The sequence below is a fragment of the Pseudomonas fluorescens genome (assembly GCF_900636825.1).
Taxonomy (GTDB): Bacteria; Pseudomonadota; Gammaproteobacteria; order Pseudomonadales; family Pseudomonadaceae; genus Aquipseudomonas; species Aquipseudomonas fluorescens_BG.
Genome location: NZ_LR134318.1, coordinates 3,375,866 through 3,397,774 on the forward strand (window position 1 = coordinate 3,375,866; position 21,909 = coordinate 3,397,774).

Here is a 21,909-nt window from a genome sequence, read left to right on the forward strand (position 1 = left end):
GGCGTAGATTGAGGTTTTTCGCGGCTAAGGAATGGCGGTATGAGAATCCAGGTATTGGCGCTGGCGGCCCTGCTGCTCGGCGGTTGCGGTACGATTCAAACAGTGGCGCGCGACGATCAGGCCGCCATCGATGACCTCAAGAAACAAAAGAGTTATTGCGGGGCGGTGCCGAGGATCTACAGTGGCCTCGCCTATGACTTCTGCACGTTGAATGCGCCACTCGCTCCAGGTATCGATGCAGATGACCACCGCAACGCGGCGATCCCGGTGGTACTGGTTGACGCGGTGGTGTCTGGTGCGCTCGATACCCTGCTGCTGCCCTACACGATTTATCGCCAGCAAGTGGACGGCAGCATCGTCATCAATTGAACCCGCACGTTCCTTCAGGCAACAAAAAACCCGCCGAAGCGGGTTTTTTGTTGTACCGGCAAAGACAATCAGTCGTCGCGGCTCATGATGCCGAAAATCTGCAACAGGCTGACGAACAGGTTGTAGATCGAGACATACAGGCTGATGGTCGCCATGATGTAGTTGCGCTCGCCGCCGTGAATGATGGCGCTGGTCTGGAACAGAATGCAGACCGACGAGAACAACACGAAACCTGCGCTGATCGCCAGTTGCAGGCCGCTGATCTGGAAAAAGAAGCTCGCCAGCGTTGCACCCAGCAGGACGAAGAAGCCAGCGGTGATGAAGCCACCGAGGAAGCTCATGTCCTTACGGGTGATCAGCACGTAAGCCGACAGGCCACCGAATACCAGGGCGGTCATGGCAAACGCCGAGCTGACCACTTCCGCGCCGCCCTGCATGCCCAGATAACGATTGAGGATCGGGCCAAGCAGGAAGCCCATGAAACCGGTCAACGCGAATGCGGACACCAGGCCCCACGCTGAATCACGGAGTTTGTTGGTGAGGAAGAACAGCCCATAGAAGCCGATCAGCACCACGAAGATATTCGGGTAGCCAACGCGCATCTGCTGCGCGACGAATGCCATCACGCCGCTGAATGCGAGGGTCAGTGCCAGTAGGCCGTAAGTGTTGCGCAGGACGCGGCTAACCTCTAGCTGCTCAGCCTGCACGCTGTTATTAACTGCGTAATCCTGTTCGCGCATGGCGACACTCCTGTTGGTTTGAAACGTTCAGTCGCAAAGATCATAACAGACGCCCTGTAACAAGCCATGGAGAGAGTTTGACAGTGTGTTTCATTCAGGTATTATGGCGCCCGCAACGCAACGGAGGTGTGGCCGAGTGGTTTAAGGCAACGGTCTTGAAAACCGTCGACTGTAACAGGTCCATGAGTTCGAATCCCATCGCCTCCGCCATATTTGATACGACAAAGCCCTGATTATTCAGGGCTTTGTCGTTTCCGGGATTCGTGATTTGCACTCACCGTTCTCGGAATCATCGCCGCATCTTTTCGACCATCTCCGCGACCTTCCCTCCTCCCGCTCTGATTTCGCTGGTTCATCTTCGGCACATAGGGTCTGCCTTCAACAGACAGTTTTGCGGTCAGAAGCTGCCCATCGCGATCAGAAACGTTTGACGACAACGCGTTGCTCTCGCAGTCTGCTTTGCCCCTATTCTTCACTAGGCTCCCTATGTCATTCGCAACCGTAGTGCTGCTTGACTCCTGGCCACAGCCAAATACGTCGCCCGAACCCATCGTGTTTGCCACGGACACGCAGCTATGTTTACGGCATTGCACCGCTGGGGAAGAAATAGCTGTAATCCATTTTCCCCTGGTTAAAAAATTCAGTTCGGCTCACCAAACGACGCACCCCGCTCAGCCAAAAAGGATTCACACCGAATCAGGGACGATGAATGAAACCAATCGAAATTCAACACATCACTCACCTGCCGGCGGAAGTTCTTACTTTGGAGAAACAGGCAGTTGCAGAAGGGTTCAGATTTCTGACGCGCCTGATTTCGGAATGGCATTCACGAAAGAATCGCTTCAACGCGCCCGGTGAATGTCTCATGGCAGCGTATTCGAACCAGCAACTGATAGGAATCGGAGGCCTATCAGTTGATCCCTTTACTCAAACCAATACCGCAAGGCTACGGCGACTGTACGTAGCGCCTGCGGCAAGAAATCAACATGTCGGTCACGCGCTGGTAAAGGAGTTGGTTGCACACGCCGCTCTTCACTTTCAGAAGGTGCGTCTTTCTACCGATACTTCTAAAGGCGATGCGTTTTACCTGCGCTGCGGCTTCATGCGAACAAAAGACGCCCATGCCACCCACATCATGGAGCTGGTCAACACCTGACCCGGCAGCTTGCGACCAATAGCGGATACTCATGAACGATCGCTTCCGACCCCATTTCGCTCTTCTACCTATGTAGGGGCGATTCTTTTATAGTCTTGATCCTGACGAAAGTAAAAAAGGACGTTTTCAGTGTTAAAAGTCTCTATTAATACATGTTTCGCTATTACTTCTATTTTTTTGGTAGCCCTCGCAAACGCAAGCAACTTTAAAATATCCGAAGAAAGTGAAGCTCTGTACTTCAAAGCGCTACCTTACCTAGTGAAAGTTGATGAGCTGACTAGCAATTTGTACGCTGCTCGTGATCAGTTACCTATCAACGAGAAATTTCCTGCACAAAAGAAACAACAATATAAGGATGAAGTGCAAGCGCTTCTAAAGGAGGGAATGCCTTTGCTCAAGCGCTCAGCTGACGATGGCAACCCAGCTGCACAGTATCGCCTAGCATTTTTGTCGTCGAGCGTTCAACTTTCCGAGGAAGAAGCCTGCACCCTGCTGAGGGCCAGTTTGAGCAATGGATTTACTCCGGCGGGTGTAGAGATGTTTTTCAAATGCTCCGATGAGGTTAAAACGCCTAGGTTCCGCTCACTCATCGAGGCACTGCCTAAAAATGAAACTATTTATAAAAAATACTACCCTCAACCGACAATGCTACCGACATGCGATATCTTCGGCGTTAGACCGCCTATGTTCACGATCATATCGCTAGACGAAAGAAGCTTTCGCGCCAACCTTTTTATGCGCTTATCGGTTCAAATGTCGACGCCAAACCTTAAACAAGAACAGCTCATGTATCTCAACAAAGCCGCCGAGAATGGGTGCGCCGACGCAATGGTGTGGCTAAATTCTCGTCGAATGTGAAGCGTCTTTCGTGAGTTACGAAAGTCTGATCGAGTTGAATGCCGAGGAGCTGCGTGACTACCGTGGCTTGGGTTGGCTATCCATTCAGCATCTGGCTAATCGAATCAACTACTTCCTCGGTGATTACAACGACAGAAAAATCACAGGGCCATTGCTTGAAACAGCCATTCAGGCATCGAAGCTCTAGTTATCTCAAGGCGCTTGGTTAATGTCAGTCCGCATGCATTTAGACGACCACGAACCGAAAAACCGTCAGCAATGACTGACGGCTCCTCGCCGATTGCTACCCATCGCAACAGTCGCGTCACCGGCAGGCAATGTGAATGGACAAAAGGGACGATAACGACAGATCAAAACCCCTACAGCCTCAAAACCCCTGCAGACAAGCTATCCGCCTGAGCTCTCGGCGAGCTGCCGTTCCGCCCGCAGAAAGTCGACAAACGCCCTGAGCGGCGAAGGCATGTGACGGCGTCCGTGGTAGTAAAGAAACGGACCGTCGAAGGCCTGCCACCAGTCCTCGAGAATCGGCACCAGTCGACCATCGGACAGCGGCTCGCGCAGGAAATCCTCGAAGGTATAGACGATGCCCAACCCGTTGATGGCCGAACGAACTTTCAAATCGTGCGACGATGTCAGCAGTTGCCCTTGTGGCGGGATACGCACAATACGGCCGTCTCGATGGAACTCGAACACGCCCACTTTTCCACTCTCGAAGCGATGGCCAAGCAAGTCATGGCCCGGCAGTTCTTCGGGCTCAGTGGGCGTCCCACGTTCAGCCAGATAGCGCGGGGCGGCTGCCGCAACGAAGCGCTGGCGACGCGGGCCGATGGGCACGGCGATCATGTCCTTGGCCAGGCTCTCTTCATAGCGCACGCCGGCGTCATACCCACCAGCGTTGACGTCGACAAAGGCGTTGTCCATGACGACTTCGACGCTGATCCCAGGATAAAGACGCAGAAAACGCGCCAGCAGGTCGGGCAAAACAAAGCGTGCCACCGGCACTGGCACATTGAGCTTCAGCGTACCGACCGGGCGCTGAGGGTCGTCGTCCAGATCGTTGAAAGCGGCGTCGATTTCTAGCAAGGCCGGGCGCAGGCGCTCGAGCAATCGCTCGCCGGCCGCCGTCGGCGTGACGCTGCGAGTGGTTCGATTGAGCAGCCGCAAGCCCAGGTCGCCTTCCAGCCGACGTATGCAGTCGCTTAGCGACGACGCGGACAGACCCCGCTTCTGCGCGGCGGCACGAAATCCCCCCGCCTCGACCACCGCAGCAAAGATCGATACATCGGTAAGGTTCGGTTTTCGCATCAGTGCTTCCTCCGCAGGGTGCTCACTGTACGCCATGCCGTACGGGCCATCCAACAATGCCCGACTTATCCTCGCGCACTCGTACATCGATACTGCTCACTCGCCCCGACAACCGGGAACCTACAACGCGAACGAGAATTCACCGATGAGCCATTCACCCGCTACGTCGAACAGTACAGCGACGCAACGCATCCTCAAGGCCGCCCGAACGCTGTTCGCCAGTACCGCCTTGGCCGGCACGCTGGCTGCACAAGCTACTCCCCGAACAGAGCCGAAGCCGGACTGGTCAACCCACGACATGCCCAGCCAGACAGGCCGCATCGTGCTGGTGACCGGAGGGACCAGCGGCATGGGCTATGAAGACGCGCTGGCCCTGGCACGAGCCGGTGCTGAGGTGATCATCGCCGCACGCAACCCCGAGCGCGGCCGCGAAGCGATTGCAAACATCAAACAAGCCGTGCCCGAGGCGCGCGTGCAATTCGAAACGCTGGATCTTGCCGATCTGAAATCCGTGCGCGACCTCGCCAACCGCCTGCAAGGGCGCCTGCCGAGGCTCGACGTTCTCATCAACAACGCCGCGATCATGTCGCCGCCGGTTCGAGGCGTTTCGGCCGACGGCTACGAGATGCAGCTGGCGACCAATTACCTGGGGCATTTCGCCTTGACTGGCCTGCTGATGCCGCTGCTGCGCAAAAGCGACGATGGTCGCGTGGTCAGCCTGTCGAGCATCGCCGCAGGGCGCGCAGTCCTGAACTTCGATGACCTGCAGGCCGAGCGCGATTACGACCCTTTCGCCACCTACAGCCAATCGAAACTGGCGGTTCTCAAGTGGAGTATTGATCTGCAGCAGCGCAGCGATGCCGCCGGTTGGGGGATACGCAGCATCGCCGCTCACCCCGGCGTTGCCGTCACCGAGCTGATCGCCCGTGGGCCTGGCCTGGAGAGTAAATTCGGCAAACAATGGGCTGTGGAGCGCGACATGTATCATTCCGCAGCGCAGGGCGCGCTACCCACGCTGTATGCAGCGACGGCGCTGGAGGCTGTTGGCGGCGCCTACTATGGACCGACCGGAGATAACGAGAAGCGCGGGCCGCTGGGCTTCGCCAAGATGCCTGCGGCCGCTGCCGATCGCTCGAACTCCGCCGCGCTGTGGCAAATTTCCGAGCGGCTGACCGGCGTCACCTACCGCTGACCGCCAAGGCACGGGCAAGCCCCGCGCGATTGCCTCGACACTCCTACAGGAGCGCAACATGGATATGTCCCTTCTCGCCCGCCGCACGAGCGCCATCATCAATGCCGAGGCGCACGAGCTGCGCCCTGCGCTCCATGGGTTTCTGCTGTTCGTTTGCCTGTTCGCCGGCTATTTCATGCTCCGTCCGATCCGCGAATCGATGGGCATCACTGCCGGCGTCGAGAACTTGCAGTGGCTGTTCACCGCGACCTTCTTCGTCATGCTGGCAGCCGTTCCGCTGTTCGCCTGGCTCAGCGCACGCGTGCCGCGCCTGCATTTCGTGGACTGGGTGTACGGTTTTTTCTGCGCCAACCTGCTGTTGTTCGCCGCCTTATTCCTGGGCGAGGAAAGCCCGTGGCTGGCGCGAGTGTTTTACGTCTGGATATCGGTCTACAACCTGTTTGTCGTATCGGTCGCCTGGAGCCTGATGGCCGATGTATTCGACAGTGCCCAGGCCAAACGCCTGTTCGCTTTCATCGCGGCGGGCGCCAGCGTCGGCGGCCTGAGTGGCCCGGCGCTGAGCGCCTTGCTGATCGGTCCGCTGGGCGAGTCCGGCCTGATGCTGTTGGCCGCTGTTCTGCTGGGCGCTGCGATGTTGTTCAAGCGCAAGTTGATGCGTTGGCGTAACCAGGGTGGCGCAGGACGCCCCGATGCCGCGCCGAGTGAAAGCCCTCGCAGGCCGTTGCCGGGCAATCCCTTCAGCGGTATGACGGCCATTTTGAAATCACCTTATCTCTTTGGCATCTGCGGCTTCGTGGTGCTGCTGGCCACGGTCACCACTTTCCTCTACTTCGAGCAGGCACGGGTCGTCGCCGAACACTTCCCGGACCGCGAGTCGCAGGTGCGGGTGTTCGGCATCATCGACTTTGTCGTGCAGGCAGGCGCCCTGCTATGTCAGGTGTTCATCACTGGACGCGTCGCCCAAAAACTGGGCGTCGGCGTGCTGTTGGCGATGGTGCCGCTGGTCATGTGCGCGGGGTTTATCGGGCTGATCTCCGCCCCCAGCTTCGGCCTGATCGCCGCGCTGATGATCGTGCGCCGCATCGGTGAGTACGCCTTCGTGCGCCCAGGCCGGGAGATGCTGTTTGCCCCGCTCGATGCCGAAAGCAAGTACAAGGCAAAGAACGTCATCGACACCGTGGTCTACCGCGCCGGTGACGCCATCAGTGCCTGGGCAAAAAGCGCCCTGGACGCGCTCGGCCAAGGTGCAGGCATGGCTGCGCTGGTCGGCGCGTTGTGTGCCCTGCTGTGGGGTTTGCTGGGATGGCGGCTCGGCGAACGGGCGGATCGACGATCCAGTGTGTCGCCAGCGCGGCAAACCCCCGCCTAGCGTTCAAGGGTCATGGAGAGAGAGCGGAAGCGCCGCCCTCTCTGCATCACCAAGCACCCGTCCCACAAGGGTTCTCTTTCGAGTTGTAAGGCTTGGTCAGCTTACTCAGCCCTTTGGCAGGAATCTGACTGGACAGACCTTCAGCCTTCAACTCAATAGTTTTTGCCTTGCGCATCGCAGTCCAAAATTCAGGAAAATTTCCGGAACAGGCGTTGCACTCGACATAAAAAGGATTGCTGTACTCGACACCGTCAACGATAACGTCGAAACCGCCTTTATCGTTGTGCGAGTAGAACTCTTTACCCGCAATCGTTGCCGAGCCGCTTACCGGGCTCATTTCGTCATTCTCATCACAGGCGAAGTTCAGGTAACTTTTCGCCTCATCGCCAACATAGAATTCAGTCTTTCCCTGGCCCCAGCCAGTTTGCCATTCGTTGGTTGCGGCTGTAGCTGAAACACTGACCAAAGAAATCAAAATCGCAAATGCAGCCTTGTTCATATCTATTTCCCTATCACGCTTAGCTGGCCAAATGATGCCAAAGCAATCCTACACGGATATTTTGGGAAAATTGAATGCCCATATGAAAAACCCGACGCGGTGGCCGGGCTTTCAAAAGACAACTGAATCTGACCTCCTGAAAAAATACGTTGCCGAGTCTGGGACCTCAGCCGCGAAAAATGAATTTCTCGAGCCGTTTACGAGCCTACTTTGCGCCGCCGTTATCGCGGCCCGTCTGGGCATCTTGATCAGAACCTGGGTTACCGGGCGGCGGGTTCCAGTCTTCGGGTCGTTGGTCCGTGCCCTGCTTTGGCTCCGAATCAGCCTGCTCGAGGCCGGAATCATGACCTTCGCCAGAGTCAGGCGCTTGCTCGCTTGGTCCCGGGTATGGCGCTTCAGGGCCATTGTTGTCGTCAATCATCATTTTCTCCCGTCAGGCCTGCGCTTATATTTGAGAGAAGGCACGTCGTCCAGGAGTGCGATCAACTCGACGAGTGGCCATAGGAAAGCCGCGTTCAATGACCATTCAATGACGAGGCTTTTTGGGTCAATCCCTGACGCGCAAGATCGACAGGTGGGTAAATATTTACGCCGCGCAACTGTCGATCAAATCCTCCGAATCGAGCAGTTGCTGTGCCGCTTTGAGCGCTTCGTTTACTTGATCATCCCCGTCACGCTATGCGCAGCAAGAATCAGATCAGCCGCCCGTTCGCCAATGACGACGCACGGCGCCATGGTGTTGCCGACGGTGATGCGCGGCATGACCGAGGCGTCGGCGATGCGCAATTTTTCGATGCCGTACACGCGCAGTTGATGGTCGACCACTGACATCGCATCGCGCCCCATCTTCGCGGTGCAGCACTGGTGCCAGTACGTCACGGCGGAGTTGCGGATGAACTGTCCCATCGCGCGGTGTTCCCTGGGCCCAGGCACCACTTCGCGTTTGATCAGCGCGTTGAAGGCGTCGCTGTTTCCGAGCGCCCTGCACAACTCGATCGACGCATAGGCTGCGGTCATATCCTCCGGTGCGCTCAGCGAATTCGGTTCAATCAGCGGTGGATCCAGCGGCCCGGCGCCCGACAGCCGCAAGCGCCCTCGACTGGCAGGCCTGGCCAGCCCGGCGAACATCGTCCAGCCATGTTCTGGCGGCGCGATGGCGACCTCAGGCGGGGATGGCACGGCGAACGCCAGCTGACACTGCAAAAGGTCCGGGGCTTCCAGGCGACTGTCACTTTTCCAGTACAACGTGGTTTCGCACCCGCCATTCCCGACGACCTGGGGTTGCCGATATTCCCATGTGCAGCCGAAGGCCAAATGGTCCTGCAGATTTTCGCCCACGCCGGGAAGATGATTGATCGCTGCGATGCCGTGGCGGCGCAATTCTGCTTGCGGGCCGATCCCCGACTGCATGAGCACTTTCGGCGTGTGCACCGCGCCCATCGACAGGATGACCTCCGCCGTCGCGTGGAAGCGCCGCCGCTCGCCGGCGATCATCACTTCAACTCCGACAGCCCGCGTACCGGCCAGCAATACCCGGGTCACCAGTGCCCCGGTTAGAACGGTCAAGTTCGGATAGTGCAGCCGAGGCCGAATGTAGGAATCGTAAACGGATTCGCGCTTGCCCTGTTTGATGCACAGGTCGGTGATCGCGATGCCGCCCGGTGCTTCCATCATCTCGCCATTGGGACTGTCGAATCTGGGGATGCCCAACCGGCTCGCCGCGTCCAGCGTCGCCCATGCCAATGGCTGCGGCGTGGCTGGCTGTTGAACATGCACCGGACCACCGCAACCTCGCCGAATGGCATCAGGACTGCCTTGCCAATCCTCGATCCTGCGGTAGTAACCGAGCACCGACTCGTAGCCCCAGGCCGGGTCGCCGGACTCGGCGGCGAAATGATCCCAGTCGCAGCGGTGCCCGCGTGACCAGACCATTACGTTGATGCTAGAGCCACCGCCGAGTCCCTTGCCCATGTTCAGGGACAGCCGACGACCATTGAGGCGTGCATCGGGTTGCCCCTCGAATGCCCAGTCGCGGCTTGAGCCCAGATTCATCGGCCATTGCCCCGGCTCGGTAACCTCGGGGCCTGCGTAGCCCTCGCCCGCTTCAATCAGCAAGACGCGCGCGCTGCCGTGGTCGGCAAGACGGGCAGCGACCACACAGCCCGCCGTTCCTGCGCCACACACGATGAAGTCGAAGTCGCCCTCACGCCGGTCATTCATACGCCTACTCCGCTCGTTGCCCGCGCTCACTTGGCGCCAACGCTGGCCACTGCCTTGAGAATCACTGCCGCGACTTCGGCCGGTTGCGACTGCTGCGGAACATGGCTGCTGTGCACTTCGGCCAGGGTGGCGCCGATTCGCTTGGCGGCTGAGCGCTGGACGTCGGGGTGGATCATCCGGTCGTCTGTGGCGAGCAAGTACCAGGATGGTTTGGTCTTCCAGGCCGACACGGTGGTTTTGTCTTCAAACGCCGACGCCTTGATCGGACCTTGCGTCGCGGTCATGACGGCGGTCTGCGCGGCGGGCAGATCCTGGGCGAAATCCTTGGCCATGCCTTCCGGCGTCATCGACAGGAAACCGTTGCCGTCGGCCTTGATCTGGCTGATGCCTGGCGGCGTGGGCGCGCCTTTGCCCTGTTCGCCGCTGGTTTGCCCGGCCTCCGGCGCGAAGGCGGCGACGTACACCAGTGCGCTGACCTTCTGATCGCTACCGGCCTCGGTAATCACAGTGCCGCCCCACGAGTGGCCGACCAGCACCACGTTGCCCTGCTGGTTGCTTAACGCACGGCGCGTGGCGGCGACATCATCGGCAAGCGACGTAAGCGGGTTCTGCACAACGGTTACGGTCACGCCTTTGGCTTGCAGTAGCGGCACCACTTTGGCCCAGTCGGAGCCGTCGGCGAACGCGCCGTGTACGATCACCACTGAAGGCGTTGTATCCTGCGCGTGGCTGGCGCTGGCGATGAAGGTACCGGCCAGTGCAAACGCGACGGTGGCGAATTTCGATTTGATTGTTTTCATTGGATGAGCTCCTGTTCGGGAGTTCGAATTCTGCTGACTGGCCTGCATGGTGGGCATCGGTCAATTATCCGACCCCGGGACATTTTTCATGGATAGTGCGGCGCAACTGGACATCTCCCTGGAGGGGGCATTAGCGACGATCGCCCAGGTCGGTGACCTGAGCATGGGCCAGCCCCTCGGGCATTCCCGGCGGGTTGCCGCCCTGGCACGGATGCTCGCGCAGGCCCGCGACGGCGACGGTGAACACCTGAAGGTTGCGCAACAGATTGCCTTGCTGCGCTGGTCCGGTTGCACGGCCAATGCCGAAGGCTTTGCGGATCTGCTCGGCGATGACGTCGATGGCCGCCGCGCCATGCTTGATCTGACGCTGGGCAGCGAACAAATGAACGCCGTGCATCAGGCGACCCCGCTGGCTGTTGTGCACTGTGAGGTGTCCGGTGCAATCGCCAAAACTCTGCAACTCGGCGCCGCCGTCGAAGCCGGATTGTGCCGCGTGTTCGAAACCTACGACGGCACTGGCCGGCCACTGGGCCTGAGCCACGAACATATTCCGGACGTCGCCTATCAGGTGGTCATCGCTGGCGATCTGGACATTCTCAGTCGGGCACACGGCGTCGACGCGGCGCTGCGCTGGATCAACGGGCAGGCGGATCGGCGCTACCCCGCGTCGCTGGTGTCGTTGCTTGTGGAAAATGCCAAGGCTTGGCTGGCGCAGTTGGAAACGCTGGCGCAGACGCTTGACCACGTGCCCGAGCAGCGACGCGTTTCACTGACGTTGGTGGGCGACGTGATCGACCTGAAGCTGCCGTGGCTCGCCGGGCATTCGCGGCAGGTCGCGCATGTGGCGATGGAAGCTGCACGGCTGTTGGGGCTGCGCGAGCCGGTGCTGGCTGACCTTGGCAAGTCCGCGCTCATTTATGGGCTAGGCCGGGCAGCCGTTTCAAATCACCTCTGGAATAGCGCAGGTGCGCTGCCCTATGGCGCCGCCGAGCGAGTGCGGCTTGTTCCTTACTGGACGCAACAGGCGCTCAGACCTGTCACTGAGCTGGCCGTGCCAGCAGAAATCGCCGCCCATGCTTATGAACGCCTCGACGGCAGCGGCTATTTCCGCGGCGCAGCGGGTGATGCGCTGCGCGCGGAGCATCGTCTGTTCGCCGCTTCTGTAGCATGGGTGGCACTACGGGAGGCCAGGCCATGGCGCCCGGCTCACAGCGAAGCGGATGCAGCGCGCCTGCTCAAACAGGAGGCTGGCAGGGGCTTGTTCGACAGCGAGGTTTGCGAAGTCGTCATTGCCGCCGCCGGTGGCGAACGGCGGGTTCGTCAGCCAAAGCCGTCGTTACTCACCGCTCGCGAATGTCGCATCCTGCTCGAGATCAGCCGCGGCGCCAGCAACAAGCAGGTGGCGCGGCTGCTGGATATCAGTCCCAGCACCGTGCGCACCCACATGGAAAGCATCTTTCGCAAACTCGAATGCTCGACCCGGGCAGCCGCCACGCTGAAAGGCCTGACACTGGGATTGATTGCCTGAATCCGCGCCAGGTCACGGCTGTTCAGCCTGGCGGGCACGTGCCAGATCGATGAAGGCCTTGGCTGCCGCAGAGGGATTGCGGCGGTTCGGATAGTACAGACACAGCCTGTCCCGGGGCGGAGTCCAAACCTCCAATGCCCGTACAAATTGCCCGCTGCGGATTTCGTCGTGAACGTCCTGCTCCATGAAAAAACCCAGCCCCATGCCTTGCTGCACGGCCACCTTGACAACACTGGACTCATCCAGCGTCAGTGGCCCGTTCACCTCCAGACGAATCACTTCGCCGCCGCGCTCGAACTGCCACGGGAAAATCGCCCCGTTCGGGAGACGGACGCGGATGCATTGATGCTTGAGCAGTTCGCCGGGGGTTCGTGGTGTGCCGTGTTTCTCGAAATACGCCGGCGAGCCGACTACCGCGTACCGCTGCGGCTGGCCAATGGGGATTACAATCACGTCGTTCGGCACGAGGCTTGCCGAGCGCACGCCGAAATCGAAGCCGTCCGCGACGATATCCACCAGACGGCCTTCGGTGACCAGATCAATGTGTACTTTCGGGTGTTGCTGCAGGAACTCCATCACCAATGGCAGCAGCGCTGAGCGGGCGGCGCTGGCAAACGTATTGACGCGCAGCGTGCCCGAGGGCCCGGCGCTGTGCGATCGCACCGCATCGAGTGCAGCACGCAAATCCTGCAAGGCCGGCCCAACCTGCTCGAGGAATACCCTGCCCGCTTCGGTGATCGCCACGCTGCGCGTCGTGCGATTGAACAGCCGCGACTCAAGGCGCGCTTCCAGTTGCGCAATGGTGTTGCTCAGCGCCGTTGTGGAGACATCGAGGTCGATAGCCGCTTGCCGGAACGAACCCCGACGAGCAACGGCGATAACCGCGTCAAGTTCATTAAGGGCGAAACGATCTTGCGCCATGGTTTGTCCTGATTTTCGGGATGGGTCATTACAGTTTGTCCCAGTTGAACAAACGATCTCCTGGGCAGCAACATCGCTCTACCCAACCCGATTCAGGAGAACCACAACATGACCCTTCAACTCCCCGACGCCGTGCCAATGTACATCGCGTGCTGCGATGACCAGATCCGTTCGTTGGAGATCTCTTCATGCTGAATCTCGAGCTGACCGGCAAACGGGTTCTCGTCACAGGTGGCACCAAAGGCATCGGCAAAGCTGTAGTCGAATTGCTCTTGGCCGAGGGCGCGAAGGTCATCACCTCGGCCAGAAAGGTGGACGTCGAAATGCCAGGCGTGCGCTTGGTCGCGGCTGATCTGTCGACCCGCGAAGGGTGTGACGTGCTGATCGCAGCGATCCAAGAGCAACTGGGCGGCGTGGACATCATGATCCACGTGCTCGGTGGTTCGTCGGCGCCCGGCGGCGGATTCGCTGCACTGGATGAGGAACAGTGGCAACAGGAACTGAACCTGAACCTGTTGCCGGCGGTGCGCCTTGATCGCGCGTTGCTTCCGGCAATGCTTGAGCGCAAGCAAGGCGTGGTCATTCATGTCACTTCGATCCAGAGTCGTCTGCCACTGCCGGAGGCGACCACGGCTTACGCCGCTGCCAAAGCCGCACTGTCGACCTACAGCAAAAGTTTATCGAAAGAGGTTTCGCCCAAAGGCATTCGCGTGGTTCGGGTTTCGCCCGGCTGGGTGGAAACCGAAGCATCGGTCGCATTGGCCGAGCGACTCGCGCAGGACGCAGGAACCGACTATCAGGGTGGCAAGCAAATCATCATGGAAGCACTCGGAGGTATCCCGCTCGGCCGTCCCGCGACACCCGCCGAAGTGGCCGACCTGATCGGTTTTCTGGCGTCGCCGCGTGCGGGCGCGATCACCGGGAGCGAGTTTGTCATCGACGGCGGAACCGTGCCTACGGTTTGATTCGCGCCGCCATCGGCTCCGCCCTGTCGATGCGACAAAGCCCTGATCATCAGGGCTTTGTCGTTGGCATCAACCAGCCTCGTCGTCTCTGCCGAGCACGGCGCGAACCTTGCGCGCGAGATCGGTGGGACGATACGGTTTGGCCAGCAACTCGAACTCAGCGCCGCCCAGTTCGCTGCGCTCCAGCGAGTCTTGCGAATAACCTGTCGTCAGCAGAATTCGCGTCGACGGATAGAGCCGGCAAACTTCCCGCGCCAATGCCACGCCATTCATCGTGCCCGGCATGATCAGGTCGCTGAAAAGCAGTTCGAAGCGCGCCTTTTGCAGACATTCGAGCGCCTGGTTGGCGTCGTAGGCGATCGTGACCTGATAACCATAGTCTGCGAGCATGACCCCGGCCAACTCGGCGACTTCCTGACGATCCTCGACAATCAGAATGCGCTCGGTGCCCCTGAGCAGGCCGTCGTCCGATGGCTGTTCTTCAACCCATGCATGGCTGTCATCGGCGGGGAAATAAAGGTGAATCGTCGTACCGATGTCCGGCGTCGATTCGAGGCGGGCGGCACCACCAGACTGCTTGACGAAACCGTAGACCATCGACAGTCCCAGGCCAGAACCCTGGCCCTCTTCTTTCGTCGTGAAGAACGGCGTCATCACTTTATCCAGGTCTTCGGTAGCGATGCCGACGCCATTATCCGTCACCGCAATGCTGACGTAGCGCCCCGGCGCAAGTCCGGCATGTTCGTCATCAGCCGCTGCAACGACGAGGTTGCGGGTTCGCAGGACAATTTGTGGCTGGTCGCGATCACGCAGCGAGTCGCGCGCGTTCGACAGTAAGTGATTGAGTGCCATCTCGGCCTGGGCCGGGTCGATGCGACAGTTCCACAGATCGGCTGCGAGATCGAACTGCGGTTCCACCTCCGTCGAATATGGCGGGGATGAGGCGGAACGTTCGAGCAAGGCGTTGAAATTGATCACCCTGCCCTCAAGCCGCTGCCGGCGGGAAAACGCCAGCAAATGCTGGGTCATCAAGCGCGCCTTTTCCGCCGCGGCACGAGCATGACCGGCCCCGGTAATGATGCGTTGCGGGTCGGCGCTGGGTCGTTTGGCCGTGTGCTGGATCAACTCGATGTAGCCAATCATCACTTGCAACAGGTTGTTGAAATCGTGGGCGATACCACCAGTCAATTGCCCCAACGCTTCCATATCATGCGCATAGCGCAACCCGTCCTCGGCGTCGCGGCGGCGACTGACATCCAGTTGCGACGCAAAAAAGTACACCAGTTTGCCCTGTTCATTGAACAACGGCGCGATGAACAATTCGTTCCAGAACGTGGAGCCATCCTTACGGTAATTGAGCACTTCCACGCAGATTTCATGCTGGTTTTTCAGCGCATCCTTTATTCGCTGCAAGACGCTTTTGTCGGTTTCGTCGCCCTGCAAAAATCGGCAATTACGCCCCAGCACTTCGTCCTGCGCGAAGCCGGTGAGTTCGGCAAACGCTTGGTTGGCAAAGACAATGGGGTTATCCGGCTGCGCAGGATCGGTAACTATCATGGCCATGCGGCTGACTTCCACCGCAGCGAAAAAAAGTCCCTTTCTGCTTTCGGAAATAACGGCCGCGTCCGTGTTGTCGACGACGGGCCTTGATCTTTTTCGCACGAGAATCTCCCGGTCATCCATTCAGGTGAGCGTATGACCTTAAGAGCCGGCCGGAGTGCCGCAAGCCATATGGATACGTGAGAGCGCGATTCATTTCGGAAAGATGGGGTCAGAAAACGGCGTCCGCTCGCTCGCGAACGGACGCGCGCCGATTTTATTTCTTGGCTTCTTTATCCGGGTCTGCCGAGCGCACAAGGAACGCCTCGGTGAGCTGCGGCAGGTGCTTGAGCAGCCAGTCGGCCATGGCCACTTCCTGCGGGAGGATTTTTTCGCAGACCTTCTGGGTTTGCGTGTCGCCAGCAGCTTGGGCAGCCGCGATCAGCACCGTGTAGCTGGCAATTTCCATGTTCTCGAAGACATAGCCCGACATCGCGCCTTTGATCACTTCGTCGCTCATCATCGATCCACCGACGGCTTGACCGAACGCCATGAGCTTGCCGCCCAGATCCTTCATGGTCGACGCTTCGCCGCCCAGACGTTGCAGGCACTCGTCGATGAGCTTCTGCTGGTCAAGCGTTTCTTCAATGTGCTGATCGATGCGCGCCTTCAACTGAGGATAATGTTCCAGGCGCTTGGATTGCGCCTTGAGCATCTGCTCGGCCTGTTGCTCCATGGCATGGGCATCACGCAACCAATCGAGCAGATTTTCCTGTGGAGTAGCCATATTCGAGTCCTCTTCTTGATGTTTCCCAGTGATCGGCGAGGCGCGCCGCCTGAATGACGGCGCACCGGATGCCGCAACACATATCCGCGGTCAACGTTTACAGACCGGGCTTCGCTTGCGCGCCGGAGCCTAGATCGGCACCGGTGACCGGCTCGCTGTTCGGGTCGGACTGAGTGCGCATTTTCATGTTTTCCAGCAGCGCCTCGTCGGCACTATCGAGTTGCACCGTGGCCAGACCATCGCCACCGTCGACCGCTGGCGACGGGCTTTCGACGAACTCCCAATCGTCACCCTGGTTCCATGGCCCGCGCATGCTCTCGGTACCCTGCGACATGTTGAAATAGACATTGGTGAATTCAGGCATGCCGGGCAGCTTGCCTTGCGGGAAGTTCGGCTGGATCGCGTGCAGGGCTTTTTCGAAAGACAACTGGTGCGCAATTTCACGGGTCATCAGAAAACCCAACGCTTCTTTGACGCCGGGATCATCCGTCACATTCATCAACCGTTCGTAGACGATCTTCGCCCGCGCTTCGGCGGCGATGTTCGAGCGCATGTCCGCTGTCGGTTCACCGATGGTATCGACGTACGCCGCCGTCCACGGCACGCCCGCCGAATTGGTCAGCGGTGAGCCAGCGCCGTACAACAGGCTGGTGATGTGCGAGTCATTGCCCGCGCCATTCAGCGAGCGGTATAGCTCGCCCTCCTGCTCGACGCCTTCGGCCATTCGCCCCTTCGCCCCTTTGTTAAGCATGACGATGATCGAACCGATGATCTCCAGGTGGCTGAGTTCTTCAGTGGCGATGTCCATCAGCAAGTCTTTGCGACCCGGATCCTCCTCGGACAGGGCTTGCGTAAAGTAACGCGACGCGGCCGCCAACTCGCCTTGCGCACCGCCGAACTGTTCCAGCAACAAGTTGGCGAGCCCTGGATTGGGTTGAGCTACGCGCACGGTGTATTGAAGTCGCTTGTTATGTAAGAACATAAAAAATCTCCTCAGTCTTGATAGGCGCGGCGGCGTTCACGGGTTAAACACTGCCTACATTTTCTGAAAGACCGGCGTTGCAGAAATTTCAAAAAAAATGCGTTTTCAGGACAAGTGGTTCGAACTGCAAAACAAGCGAAACGGCCCGTAAACACTGGCTTTCAAGCTGTGCGCCAGACGTGGCCAGCGTTACCCGTTTCGCTTGTTGCTTCTCATGGTTTCAAGTCGGGATCACTGTCCAGATGCTGCTGTTCGATCGCGTCGACATCGGTCGGCGGGTTGGCCGGTTGCGCCTGATCGATGCCCGGCGGCGGCGTCAGTTGCAACACCTCACTGGTGTAGCGCCACTCCGCCATGACCTGCTCGGGATGTTCATTCAGACGAGTGCCGTAACTCGGCACGATCTGCCGCAACTTGTCCTGCCACGGCGCGGAAGCGAGCTTGTCTTTGAACACCTTTTGCATCAGGTCGAGCATGATCGGCGCGGCGGTCGAGGCCCCCGGCGATGCGCCGAGCAATCCGGCGATGCTGCCATCCCCTGAAGCGACCACTTCGGTCCCTAGCTTGAGCACGCCGCCCTGCTCCGGGTCTTTCTTGATGATCTGCACCCGCTGGCCGGCTTGCCACAAACGCCAGTCGTCCTGTTTCGCCTCGGGGAAGTATGTTTTCAGCGCTGCGAATCGATCATCGTCCGATTGCATCAGTTGGCCGGCGAGGTATTGCACCAGATCGAACTCGCGCACACCGACGCGCACCATCGGCCAGAGGTTGTGCAAGGTCGTGCTCCCCGGCAGGTCGAAGTACGAGCCTTCCTTGAGGAACTTGGTTGAGAAGGTTGCGAACGGGCCAAACAGAATGACGCGCTTGCCGTCGAGCACGCGGGTATCCAGATGCGGCACCGACATCGGCGGCGCCCCCGTCGAGGCGATACCGTAGGCTTTGGCCATATGACGCTGCGCGACCGCCTCGTTGTCAGTGACCAGAAACGAGCCACCGACCGGGAACCCGGCGTAGTCTTTCGCTTCTTCGATGCCGGACTTCTGCAGCAGCGGAAGTGCCGCGCCTCCTGCACCGATAAAGAGGAACTTGGCGTCAGTGGCGGAGGTACTGCCGTCCTTGAGATTTTTGTATTCGACGTGCCAGGAGCCATCGTCGTTGCGGGTGATATCGCGCACTTCCGTGGAAAGTTTCAGGGAAAAATTCTCGCGGCTTTGCAAGTGGCTGACGAACTGCCGAGTGATCTCGCCAAAATTCACATCGGTGCCGATCGGTGTCCAGGTCGCGGCAATTTTCTGCGTTGGGTCGCGCCCCTCCATCATCAGCGGCACCCATTTTTTGATCTGTTCCGGATCCTCGGAATATTGCATCGGACGAAACAGCGGGCTGGCCTGAAGAGCGTCATAACGTTTTTTCAGAAAGCGAATATTGTCGTCGCCCCAGACGAAACTCATGTGCGGCGTCGAATTGATGAATGAACGCGGGTTCTTCAGTACGCCAGTCTTCACCTGCCATGCGAGAAACTGCCGGGTGATCTGAAACGATTCGTTGATCTCGACGGCCTTGGTGATGTCGATCTTGCCGTCCTTTTCCGGCGTGTAGTTCAGCTCCGCCAGTGCCGAGTGCCCCGTGCCGGCGTTGTTCCAGCCGTTGGAGCTTTCTTCGGCAACCTTGTCCAGACGCTCGACCATTTCCATCGACCAACCGGGTTCGAGTTCACTGAGCCAGACCGCCAGGGTCGAACTCATGATGCCGCCGCCCACCAGCAGCACATCGACTTTTCGGGTTTCTGCGCCATACGCATGGGCGATGCCAAGCGACAGGGTCAGCGCGACCATGGCACGGGTGAATGTCGGTTTGTTCATGGGGCCTCCTGCGATATCCGCCGATCATCCAACCGGTTCAATCGGCATTGTCGTGTCCCGTCAGGACGTTTAGCCGTGTTCGGCAACGTCGGCGTTCGTATATTGGATAGCTCCAATTTTGCGTACGCCGAACTTTTTGGAAGGACAGGTCAGTGCCGAGTGCTACGCAAAGGACGAACGGTGGCGCCGCGTTCTTCTTGTCACTTCGCTTGAACCACTTTCTGATTAAACGGTTCCCAGTGAAAACAAGCCCGGACGCCAGACGCCATGAATGTTTTCAGAAACCTGCTGACCGTTGCGCAAGAAACCAGATTGTGTGCACTCGATGCCTGGCACGTGACCTTCGAAGATCAGGCGCTGCGCATGGAGTGCCCTGATCGTTATCACGAAGAGCTGCTGCGTCAGTGCGATGAGATGGACCGCCAGGGGATTATCAGTTGGGAAGAATGTCGCGAGTTGCGCCGCATGGCCGATGAGGCCTATCTGGACGCCGTTGCCGGCCGTGACTATCACTGACCATAACGCCTCGGCCGACTGAAGGCCGAGGCAGTGTCTTCATTTGTCAGTCTTTGCCGGTGCGCGTGCCACCGTGACTGTGTTGCCCTCCCACTCGTGCCTTTTCAGCTCGATCGAGTTTGACGTCGCCGGCGTTTCCGCCCTTCTTCCCTGCATCCTTGATCTTCTGCGGATCGTCGGCAAAGGAATGCTGGCTTTGTGGTTTGTCGGTCATGGCTGTAATCCTCCGCTATTGCGCCGTTCGTCTTGGTAAAGTTCTCGCCATCGTTTCAACGGCGCTCTCGAAAAGACATTAACAGCTCAACTCTATGGACACTTTGTGCGGCGACAAAAGGTCGAGCAAGCGAAGCGAAGCGCGATTTGGAAATCATTTTAATATCAGAAAACTTATACGAAGCGGCGCCGCGAATGCGCACTTGTATAACTTTCAATCGGTTCACTACCATTCATCGGGCGCAAAGAAAATTATTCAAACATTTTCCCAAAGAGCGATATCGGAGTAGATGTCCGTTGCGACAATGGATAACTAACGAAACGCTTAAAGATATTGGAGAGCTATCATGACTACAGGTAATAAAAATCCGGGTAACTTCGCCAACGATCGCGAGAAGGCGTCTGAAGCCGGCAAGAAAGGCGGCCAATCCTCGGGCGGCAATTTCGCCAACGACCGGGAAAAAGCTTCCGAAGCAGGACGCAAAGGGGGCCAGAACTCCCATGGGGGCGGCCGTAAATCCTCATGACCATCGGCCTGACCTGCCATTGGCTGGTTAGAAACATACAACCGGCGGGACGCATTCATTAAAGCGTCCCGCGGTTGTAAACCTTTGGTCTTACTTGGCTGAACAATACGCGACAGATATACAGCCAATACGACATCAAGCAACTTCATGGCGATCACCGAACGCATCAATATGCAACTAACAAACATATTCGTGTCGGGTGACCGTCTTTTCAAACATGAGGTAAGTTGAAATGGCACAGGATAAACAACAAGGCGGCATGTCCGTAAACGAAGCGGGTCAAAAAGGTGGTGAAGCCACTTCGGCTTCCCATGGCAAGGAGTTCTACCAGGAAATTGGCAGCAAAGGCGGCCAGAACAGTGGTGGCAACTTCAAAAATGATCCGGAACGGGCGGCAGAAGCCGGCAGCAAGGGCGGCCAGAACAGCGGCGGCAACTTCAAAAATGATCCGGAACGCGCGGCGGAAGCCGGCAGCAAGGGTGGCCAGAACAGCGGCGGCAACTTCGCCAATGATCGCGAAAAGGCCGCCGAGGCAGGTCGCAAGGGCGGCGAAAACAGCCGCGGTGGTGGGCGTGACAGTGATAGCTGATTCGTCAAGCGCAGGGGAGCCCCGCTCCCCTGCTGTTCGCACCTCAGGGACGAGCGCTTTCGGCCCTCTTTTGCAAATTTTCTGAATTCCCGGCCACCGTCAGCATTCCAATGATTGAATGCAATCGACGCCTGAAAACAGGAGTTCACTCATGTCCACTGAACACCGCTACATCGTCAGTTTCATCGCCGACAATCAACCGCAGAGTCGAACGCTTGTGCATGACCGCGAAACACTAGAACCTGCGATGGCCGCGAGCCTGGTCAAGAGCACATTTCCCGAATTCAAAGACATCGAACTCACCGATGTACAGGTGCAGAAACGCACCAAACCCGAAGAAGGCGACAACATTCCCGGGCACTATCAACAACCGTGAAGTGTTCCGCGCGAGGGTTGCCTCGCGCCACTCTGCAGAGGGTTGCGCACCATGAAATCATTCGCCGTGAAATGCCTGGCTGCGCTGGTGCTCAGCGCGCAAATGCTCAACGCTTGCTACGCGGTCACGCTCAACGCGTTTATCGAGCAAGCGACTCAGGAGAGTCTGTTTCAGAAACAAAGCGCCGAAGTGGCGCTGACCAAGAATCCCTCACCGCAAGTACAAGCCTTTGCCAAGCAGGCCATCGCCGATCATCAGAAGCTTTTGCCACGGCTGAAACAGTTGGGCGAAAAGCTGCGTATGGACGTACCGACCGAATTGTCCATGGCGGACAAAGCCAGGCAGTTGCGCTTGGAGTCACGGGATGATCCCTTCGATCGGATTTACATTGAAAGCCAGACCGAGAGCCTTCAGCGCCAGGTCATGCTGTTCAAGAAGGAAACGATGCAGTCGGAAAATCCGGAGCTCAAGGCGTTTGCGCAGTCGGAGCTGGTCGATCTGGAAAAGCAGGCGGAAAAAGCGCAGTTGCTGCGCGAAAAGCTCAAGCCTTCCGCGGGAGCACTGACGGCCCCCGCCCCTCTGAAGTGACCCTGCCG

The 21,909-nt window shown here is 58.6% G+C and carries 24 protein-coding genes and 1 tRNA gene; 14 read left to right on the top strand and 11 right to left on the bottom strand.

Translation table 11 applies throughout. The features are described from left to right. Window positions 1-39 precede the first annotated feature (39 nt). On the top strand, window positions 40-369 hold the full coding sequence (locus EL257_RS15120) for a YceK/YidQ family lipoprotein (protein ID WP_126363871.1): 330 nt from the start codon (window positions 40-42) through the stop codon (window positions 367-369). 68 nt (window positions 370-437) lie between these two features. Here the strand turns inward: EL257_RS15120 and EL257_RS15125 are convergent, their stop codons facing one another. Continuing rightward, window positions 438-1,109: a Bax inhibitor-1/YccA family protein gene (locus EL257_RS15125; RefSeq protein ID WP_126363874.1), complete on the bottom strand. Its 672-nt coding sequence runs from the start codon at window positions 1,107-1,109 to the stop codon at window positions 438-440. A 122-nt stretch (window positions 1,110-1,231) separates the two neighbouring features. Between EL257_RS15125 and EL257_RS15130 the strand changes: the two genes are divergently transcribed. The 4 genes from EL257_RS15130 (at window position 1,232) to EL257_RS15145 (ending at window position 3,310) form a co-directional block, all read left to right on the top strand. After that, window positions 1,232-1,319: transfer RNA gene (locus EL257_RS15130), tRNA-Ser, on the top strand. A 499-nt stretch (window positions 1,320-1,818) separates the two neighbouring features. Further along, window positions 1,819-2,265 (top strand): GNAT family N-acetyltransferase, encoded by a 447-nt coding sequence (locus tag EL257_RS15135; RefSeq protein WP_126363876.1) that lies wholly within the window; start codon window positions 1,819-1,821, stop codon window positions 2,263-2,265. 129 nt (window positions 2,266-2,394) lie between these two features. After that, window positions 2,395-3,123, top strand: a complete 729-nt coding sequence (locus EL257_RS15140) for a hypothetical protein (RefSeq protein ID WP_232013019.1) — start codon at window positions 2,395-2,397, stop codon at window positions 3,121-3,123. 10 nt (window positions 3,124-3,133) lie between these two features. Beyond that, window positions 3,134-3,310 carry a hypothetical protein gene (locus tag EL257_RS15145; protein ID WP_172604485.1) on the top strand — a complete coding sequence of 59 codons (177 nt, stop codon included), beginning with the start codon at window positions 3,134-3,136 and terminating at the stop codon, window positions 3,308-3,310. Window positions 3,311-3,510: 200 nt separating this feature from the next. On the opposite strand, the gene EL257_RS15150 is transcribed toward EL257_RS15145, so the two are convergent. Further along, entirely contained in the window at window positions 3,511-4,428 is a 918-nt protein-coding gene (locus EL257_RS15150) for a LysR family transcriptional regulator (protein ID WP_126363878.1), read from the bottom strand. 145 nt (window positions 4,429-4,573) lie between these two features. On the opposite strand from EL257_RS15150, the gene EL257_RS15155 reads away from it, so the two are divergent. Together EL257_RS15155 and EL257_RS15160 are read left to right on the top strand one after the other, a co-directional pair. Then, complete coding sequence (locus EL257_RS15155; RefSeq protein ID WP_126363881.1) at window positions 4,574-5,620, top strand: oxidoreductase; 1,047 nt, start codon at window positions 4,574-4,576, stop codon at window positions 5,618-5,620. 58 nt (window positions 5,621-5,678) lie between these two features. After that, the gene (locus tag EL257_RS15160; protein WP_126363884.1) at window positions 5,679-6,989 is read left to right on the top strand and encodes an NTP/NDP exchange transporter; all 1,311 of its coding nucleotides are present in this window, start codon (window positions 5,679-5,681) and stop codon (window positions 6,987-6,989) included. A gap of 46 nt (window positions 6,990-7,035) precedes the next feature. Here the strand turns inward: EL257_RS15160 and EL257_RS15165 are convergent, their stop codons facing one another. From EL257_RS15165 to EL257_RS15180, 3 genes are all read right to left on the bottom strand, one after another. Next, complete coding sequence (locus EL257_RS15165) at window positions 7,036-7,488, bottom strand: hypothetical protein (RefSeq protein WP_126363887.1); 453 nt, start codon at window positions 7,486-7,488, stop codon at window positions 7,036-7,038. A 654-nt stretch (window positions 7,489-8,142) separates the two neighbouring features. After that, window positions 8,143-9,708: a GMC family oxidoreductase gene (locus EL257_RS15175; RefSeq protein ID WP_126363893.1), complete on the bottom strand. Its 1,566-nt coding sequence runs from the start codon at window positions 9,706-9,708 to the stop codon at window positions 8,143-8,145. A gap of 26 nt (window positions 9,709-9,734) precedes the next feature. Further along, entirely contained in the window at window positions 9,735-10,508 is a 774-nt protein-coding gene (locus EL257_RS15180) for an alpha/beta fold hydrolase (RefSeq protein ID WP_126363896.1), read from the bottom strand. A gap of 88 nt (window positions 10,509-10,596) precedes the next feature. Between EL257_RS15180 and EL257_RS15185 the strand changes: the two genes are divergently transcribed. After that, window positions 10,597-12,036, top strand: coding sequence for an HD domain-containing phosphohydrolase (locus EL257_RS15185; protein ID WP_126363899.1), 1,440 nt, complete (start codon window positions 10,597-10,599; stop codon window positions 12,034-12,036). 12 nt (window positions 12,037-12,048) lie between these two features. Here the strand turns inward: EL257_RS15185 and EL257_RS15190 are convergent, their stop codons facing one another. Next, window positions 12,049-12,957 (bottom strand): LysR family transcriptional regulator, encoded by a 909-nt coding sequence (locus tag EL257_RS15190; RefSeq protein ID WP_126363902.1) that lies wholly within the window; start codon window positions 12,955-12,957, stop codon window positions 12,049-12,051. 188 nt (window positions 12,958-13,145) lie between these two features. Here EL257_RS15190 and EL257_RS15195 point away from each other — a divergent pair, with 188 nt between their 5' ends. Then, window positions 13,146-13,922, top strand: a complete 777-nt coding sequence (locus EL257_RS15195; protein ID WP_126363905.1) for an SDR family oxidoreductase — start codon at window positions 13,146-13,148, stop codon at window positions 13,920-13,922. Window positions 13,923-13,991: 69 nt separating this feature from the next. Here EL257_RS15195 and EL257_RS15200 read toward each other — a convergent pair whose 3' ends face one another. The 4 genes from EL257_RS15200 to mqo all read right to left on the bottom strand — a co-directional run bounded on the left by EL257_RS15200 (window position 13,992) and on the right by mqo (window position 19,065). Beyond that, window positions 13,992-15,605, bottom strand: coding sequence for a histidine kinase famiy protein (locus EL257_RS15200; RefSeq protein ID WP_126363908.1), 1,614 nt, complete (start codon window positions 15,603-15,605; stop codon window positions 13,992-13,994). 133 nt (window positions 15,606-15,738) lie between these two features. Next, the gene (locus EL257_RS15205; RefSeq protein ID WP_126363911.1) at window positions 15,739-16,248 is read right to left on the bottom strand and encodes a ferritin-like domain-containing protein; all 510 of its coding nucleotides are present in this window, start codon (window positions 16,246-16,248) and stop codon (window positions 15,739-15,741) included. Between the two features lie 97 nt (window positions 16,249-16,345). Then, window positions 16,346-17,230 carry a manganese catalase family protein gene (locus tag EL257_RS15210; RefSeq protein WP_126363914.1) on the bottom strand — a complete coding sequence of 295 codons (885 nt, stop codon included), beginning with the start codon at window positions 17,228-17,230 and terminating at the stop codon, window positions 16,346-16,348. 212 nt (window positions 17,231-17,442) lie between these two features. Next, window positions 17,443-19,065, bottom strand: coding sequence for a malate dehydrogenase (quinone) (mqo, locus tag EL257_RS15215; protein WP_419866626.1), 1,623 nt, complete (start codon window positions 19,063-19,065; stop codon window positions 17,443-17,445). 294 nt (window positions 19,066-19,359) lie between these two features. On the opposite strand from mqo, the gene EL257_RS15220 reads away from it, so the two are divergent. Beyond that, entirely contained in the window at window positions 19,360-19,608 is a 249-nt protein-coding gene (locus EL257_RS15220; protein WP_126363920.1) for a hypothetical protein, read from the top strand. Between the two features lie 46 nt (window positions 19,609-19,654). On the opposite strand, the gene EL257_RS15225 is transcribed toward EL257_RS15220, so the two are convergent. Beyond that, entirely contained in the window at window positions 19,655-19,822 is a 168-nt protein-coding gene (locus tag EL257_RS15225; protein WP_126363923.1) for a general stress protein, read from the bottom strand. A gap of 346 nt (window positions 19,823-20,168) precedes the next feature. On the opposite strand from EL257_RS15225, the gene EL257_RS15230 reads away from it, so the two are divergent. The 4 genes from EL257_RS15230 to EL257_RS15245 all read left to right on the top strand — a co-directional run bounded on the left by EL257_RS15230 (window position 20,169) and on the right by EL257_RS15245 (window position 21,901). Beyond that, window positions 20,169-20,348: a general stress protein gene (locus tag EL257_RS15230; protein ID WP_126363927.1), complete on the top strand. Its 180-nt coding sequence runs from the start codon at window positions 20,169-20,171 to the stop codon at window positions 20,346-20,348. A gap of 232 nt (window positions 20,349-20,580) precedes the next feature. After that, the gene (locus EL257_RS15235) at window positions 20,581-20,937 is read left to right on the top strand and encodes a general stress protein (RefSeq protein ID WP_126363930.1); all 357 of its coding nucleotides are present in this window, start codon (window positions 20,581-20,583) and stop codon (window positions 20,935-20,937) included. 151 nt (window positions 20,938-21,088) lie between these two features. Then, entirely contained in the window at window positions 21,089-21,313 is a 225-nt protein-coding gene (locus tag EL257_RS15240; RefSeq protein ID WP_126363933.1) for a hypothetical protein, read from the top strand. Window positions 21,314-21,364: 51 nt separating this feature from the next. Beyond that, window positions 21,365-21,901 (top strand): DUF4142 domain-containing protein, encoded by a 537-nt coding sequence (locus EL257_RS15245; RefSeq protein ID WP_126363936.1) that lies wholly within the window; start codon window positions 21,365-21,367, stop codon window positions 21,899-21,901. The last annotated feature ends 8 nt before the right edge of the window (window positions 21,902-21,909 follow it).

Coding starts and splice junctions, on each gene's coding strand:
- EL257_RS15235 (WP_126363930.1), top strand. CDS start 20,581: ATGGCACAGGATAAACAACAAGGCGGCATGTCCGTAAACGAAGCGGGT.
- EL257_RS15150 (WP_126363878.1), bottom strand. CDS start 4,428: ATGCGAAAACCGAACCTTACCGATGTATCGATCTTTGCTGCGGTGGTC.
- EL257_RS15245 (WP_126363936.1), top strand. CDS start 21,365: ATGAAATCATTCGCCGTGAAATGCCTGGCTGCGCTGGTGCTCAGCGCG.
- EL257_RS15205 (WP_126363911.1), bottom strand. CDS start 16,248: ATGGCTACTCCACAGGAAAATCTGCTCGATTGGTTGCGTGATGCCCAT.
- EL257_RS15200 (WP_126363908.1), bottom strand. CDS start 15,605: ATGGATGACCGGGAGATTCTCGTGCGAAAAAGATCAAGGCCCGTCGTC.
- EL257_RS15180 (WP_126363896.1), bottom strand. CDS start 10,508: ATGAAAACAATCAAATCGAAATTCGCCACCGTCGCGTTTGCACTGGCC.
- mqo (WP_419866626.1), bottom strand. CDS start 19,065: ATGGTCGCGCTGACCCTGTCGCTTGGCATCGCCCATGCGTATGGCGCA.
- EL257_RS15125 (WP_126363874.1), bottom strand. CDS start 1,109: ATGCGCGAACAGGATTACGCAGTTAATAACAGCGTGCAGGCTGAGCAG.
- EL257_RS15225 (WP_126363923.1), bottom strand. CDS start 19,822: ATGACCGACAAACCACAAAGCCAGCATTCCTTTGCCGACGATCCGCAG.
- EL257_RS15175 (WP_126363893.1), bottom strand. CDS start 9,708: ATGAATGACCGGCGTGAGGGCGACTTCGACTTCATCGTGTGTGGCGCA.
- EL257_RS15120 (WP_126363871.1), top strand. CDS start 40: ATGAGAATCCAGGTATTGGCGCTGGCGGCCCTGCTGCTCGGCGGTTGC.
- EL257_RS15230 (WP_126363927.1), top strand. CDS start 20,169: ATGACTACAGGTAATAAAAATCCGGGTAACTTCGCCAACGATCGCGAG.
- EL257_RS15165 (WP_126363887.1), bottom strand. CDS start 7,488: ATGAACAAGGCTGCATTTGCGATTTTGATTTCTTTGGTCAGTGTTTCA.
- EL257_RS15195 (WP_126363905.1), top strand. CDS start 13,146: ATGCTGAATCTCGAGCTGACCGGCAAACGGGTTCTCGTCACAGGTGGC.
- EL257_RS15135 (WP_126363876.1), top strand. CDS start 1,819: ATGAAACCAATCGAAATTCAACACATCACTCACCTGCCGGCGGAAGTT.
- EL257_RS15190 (WP_126363902.1), bottom strand. CDS start 12,957: ATGGCGCAAGATCGTTTCGCCCTTAATGAACTTGACGCGGTTATCGCC.
- EL257_RS15160 (WP_126363884.1), top strand. CDS start 5,679: ATGGATATGTCCCTTCTCGCCCGCCGCACGAGCGCCATCATCAATGCC.
- EL257_RS15155 (WP_126363881.1), top strand. CDS start 4,574: ATGAGCCATTCACCCGCTACGTCGAACAGTACAGCGACGCAACGCATC.
- EL257_RS15240 (WP_126363933.1), top strand. CDS start 21,089: ATGTCCACTGAACACCGCTACATCGTCAGTTTCATCGCCGACAATCAA.
- EL257_RS15210 (WP_126363914.1), bottom strand. CDS start 17,230: ATGTTCTTACATAACAAGCGACTTCAATACACCGTGCGCGTAGCTCAA.
- EL257_RS15185 (WP_126363899.1), top strand. CDS start 10,597: ATGGATAGTGCGGCGCAACTGGACATCTCCCTGGAGGGGGCATTAGCG.
- EL257_RS15220 (WP_126363920.1), top strand. CDS start 19,360: ATGAATGTTTTCAGAAACCTGCTGACCGTTGCGCAAGAAACCAGATTG.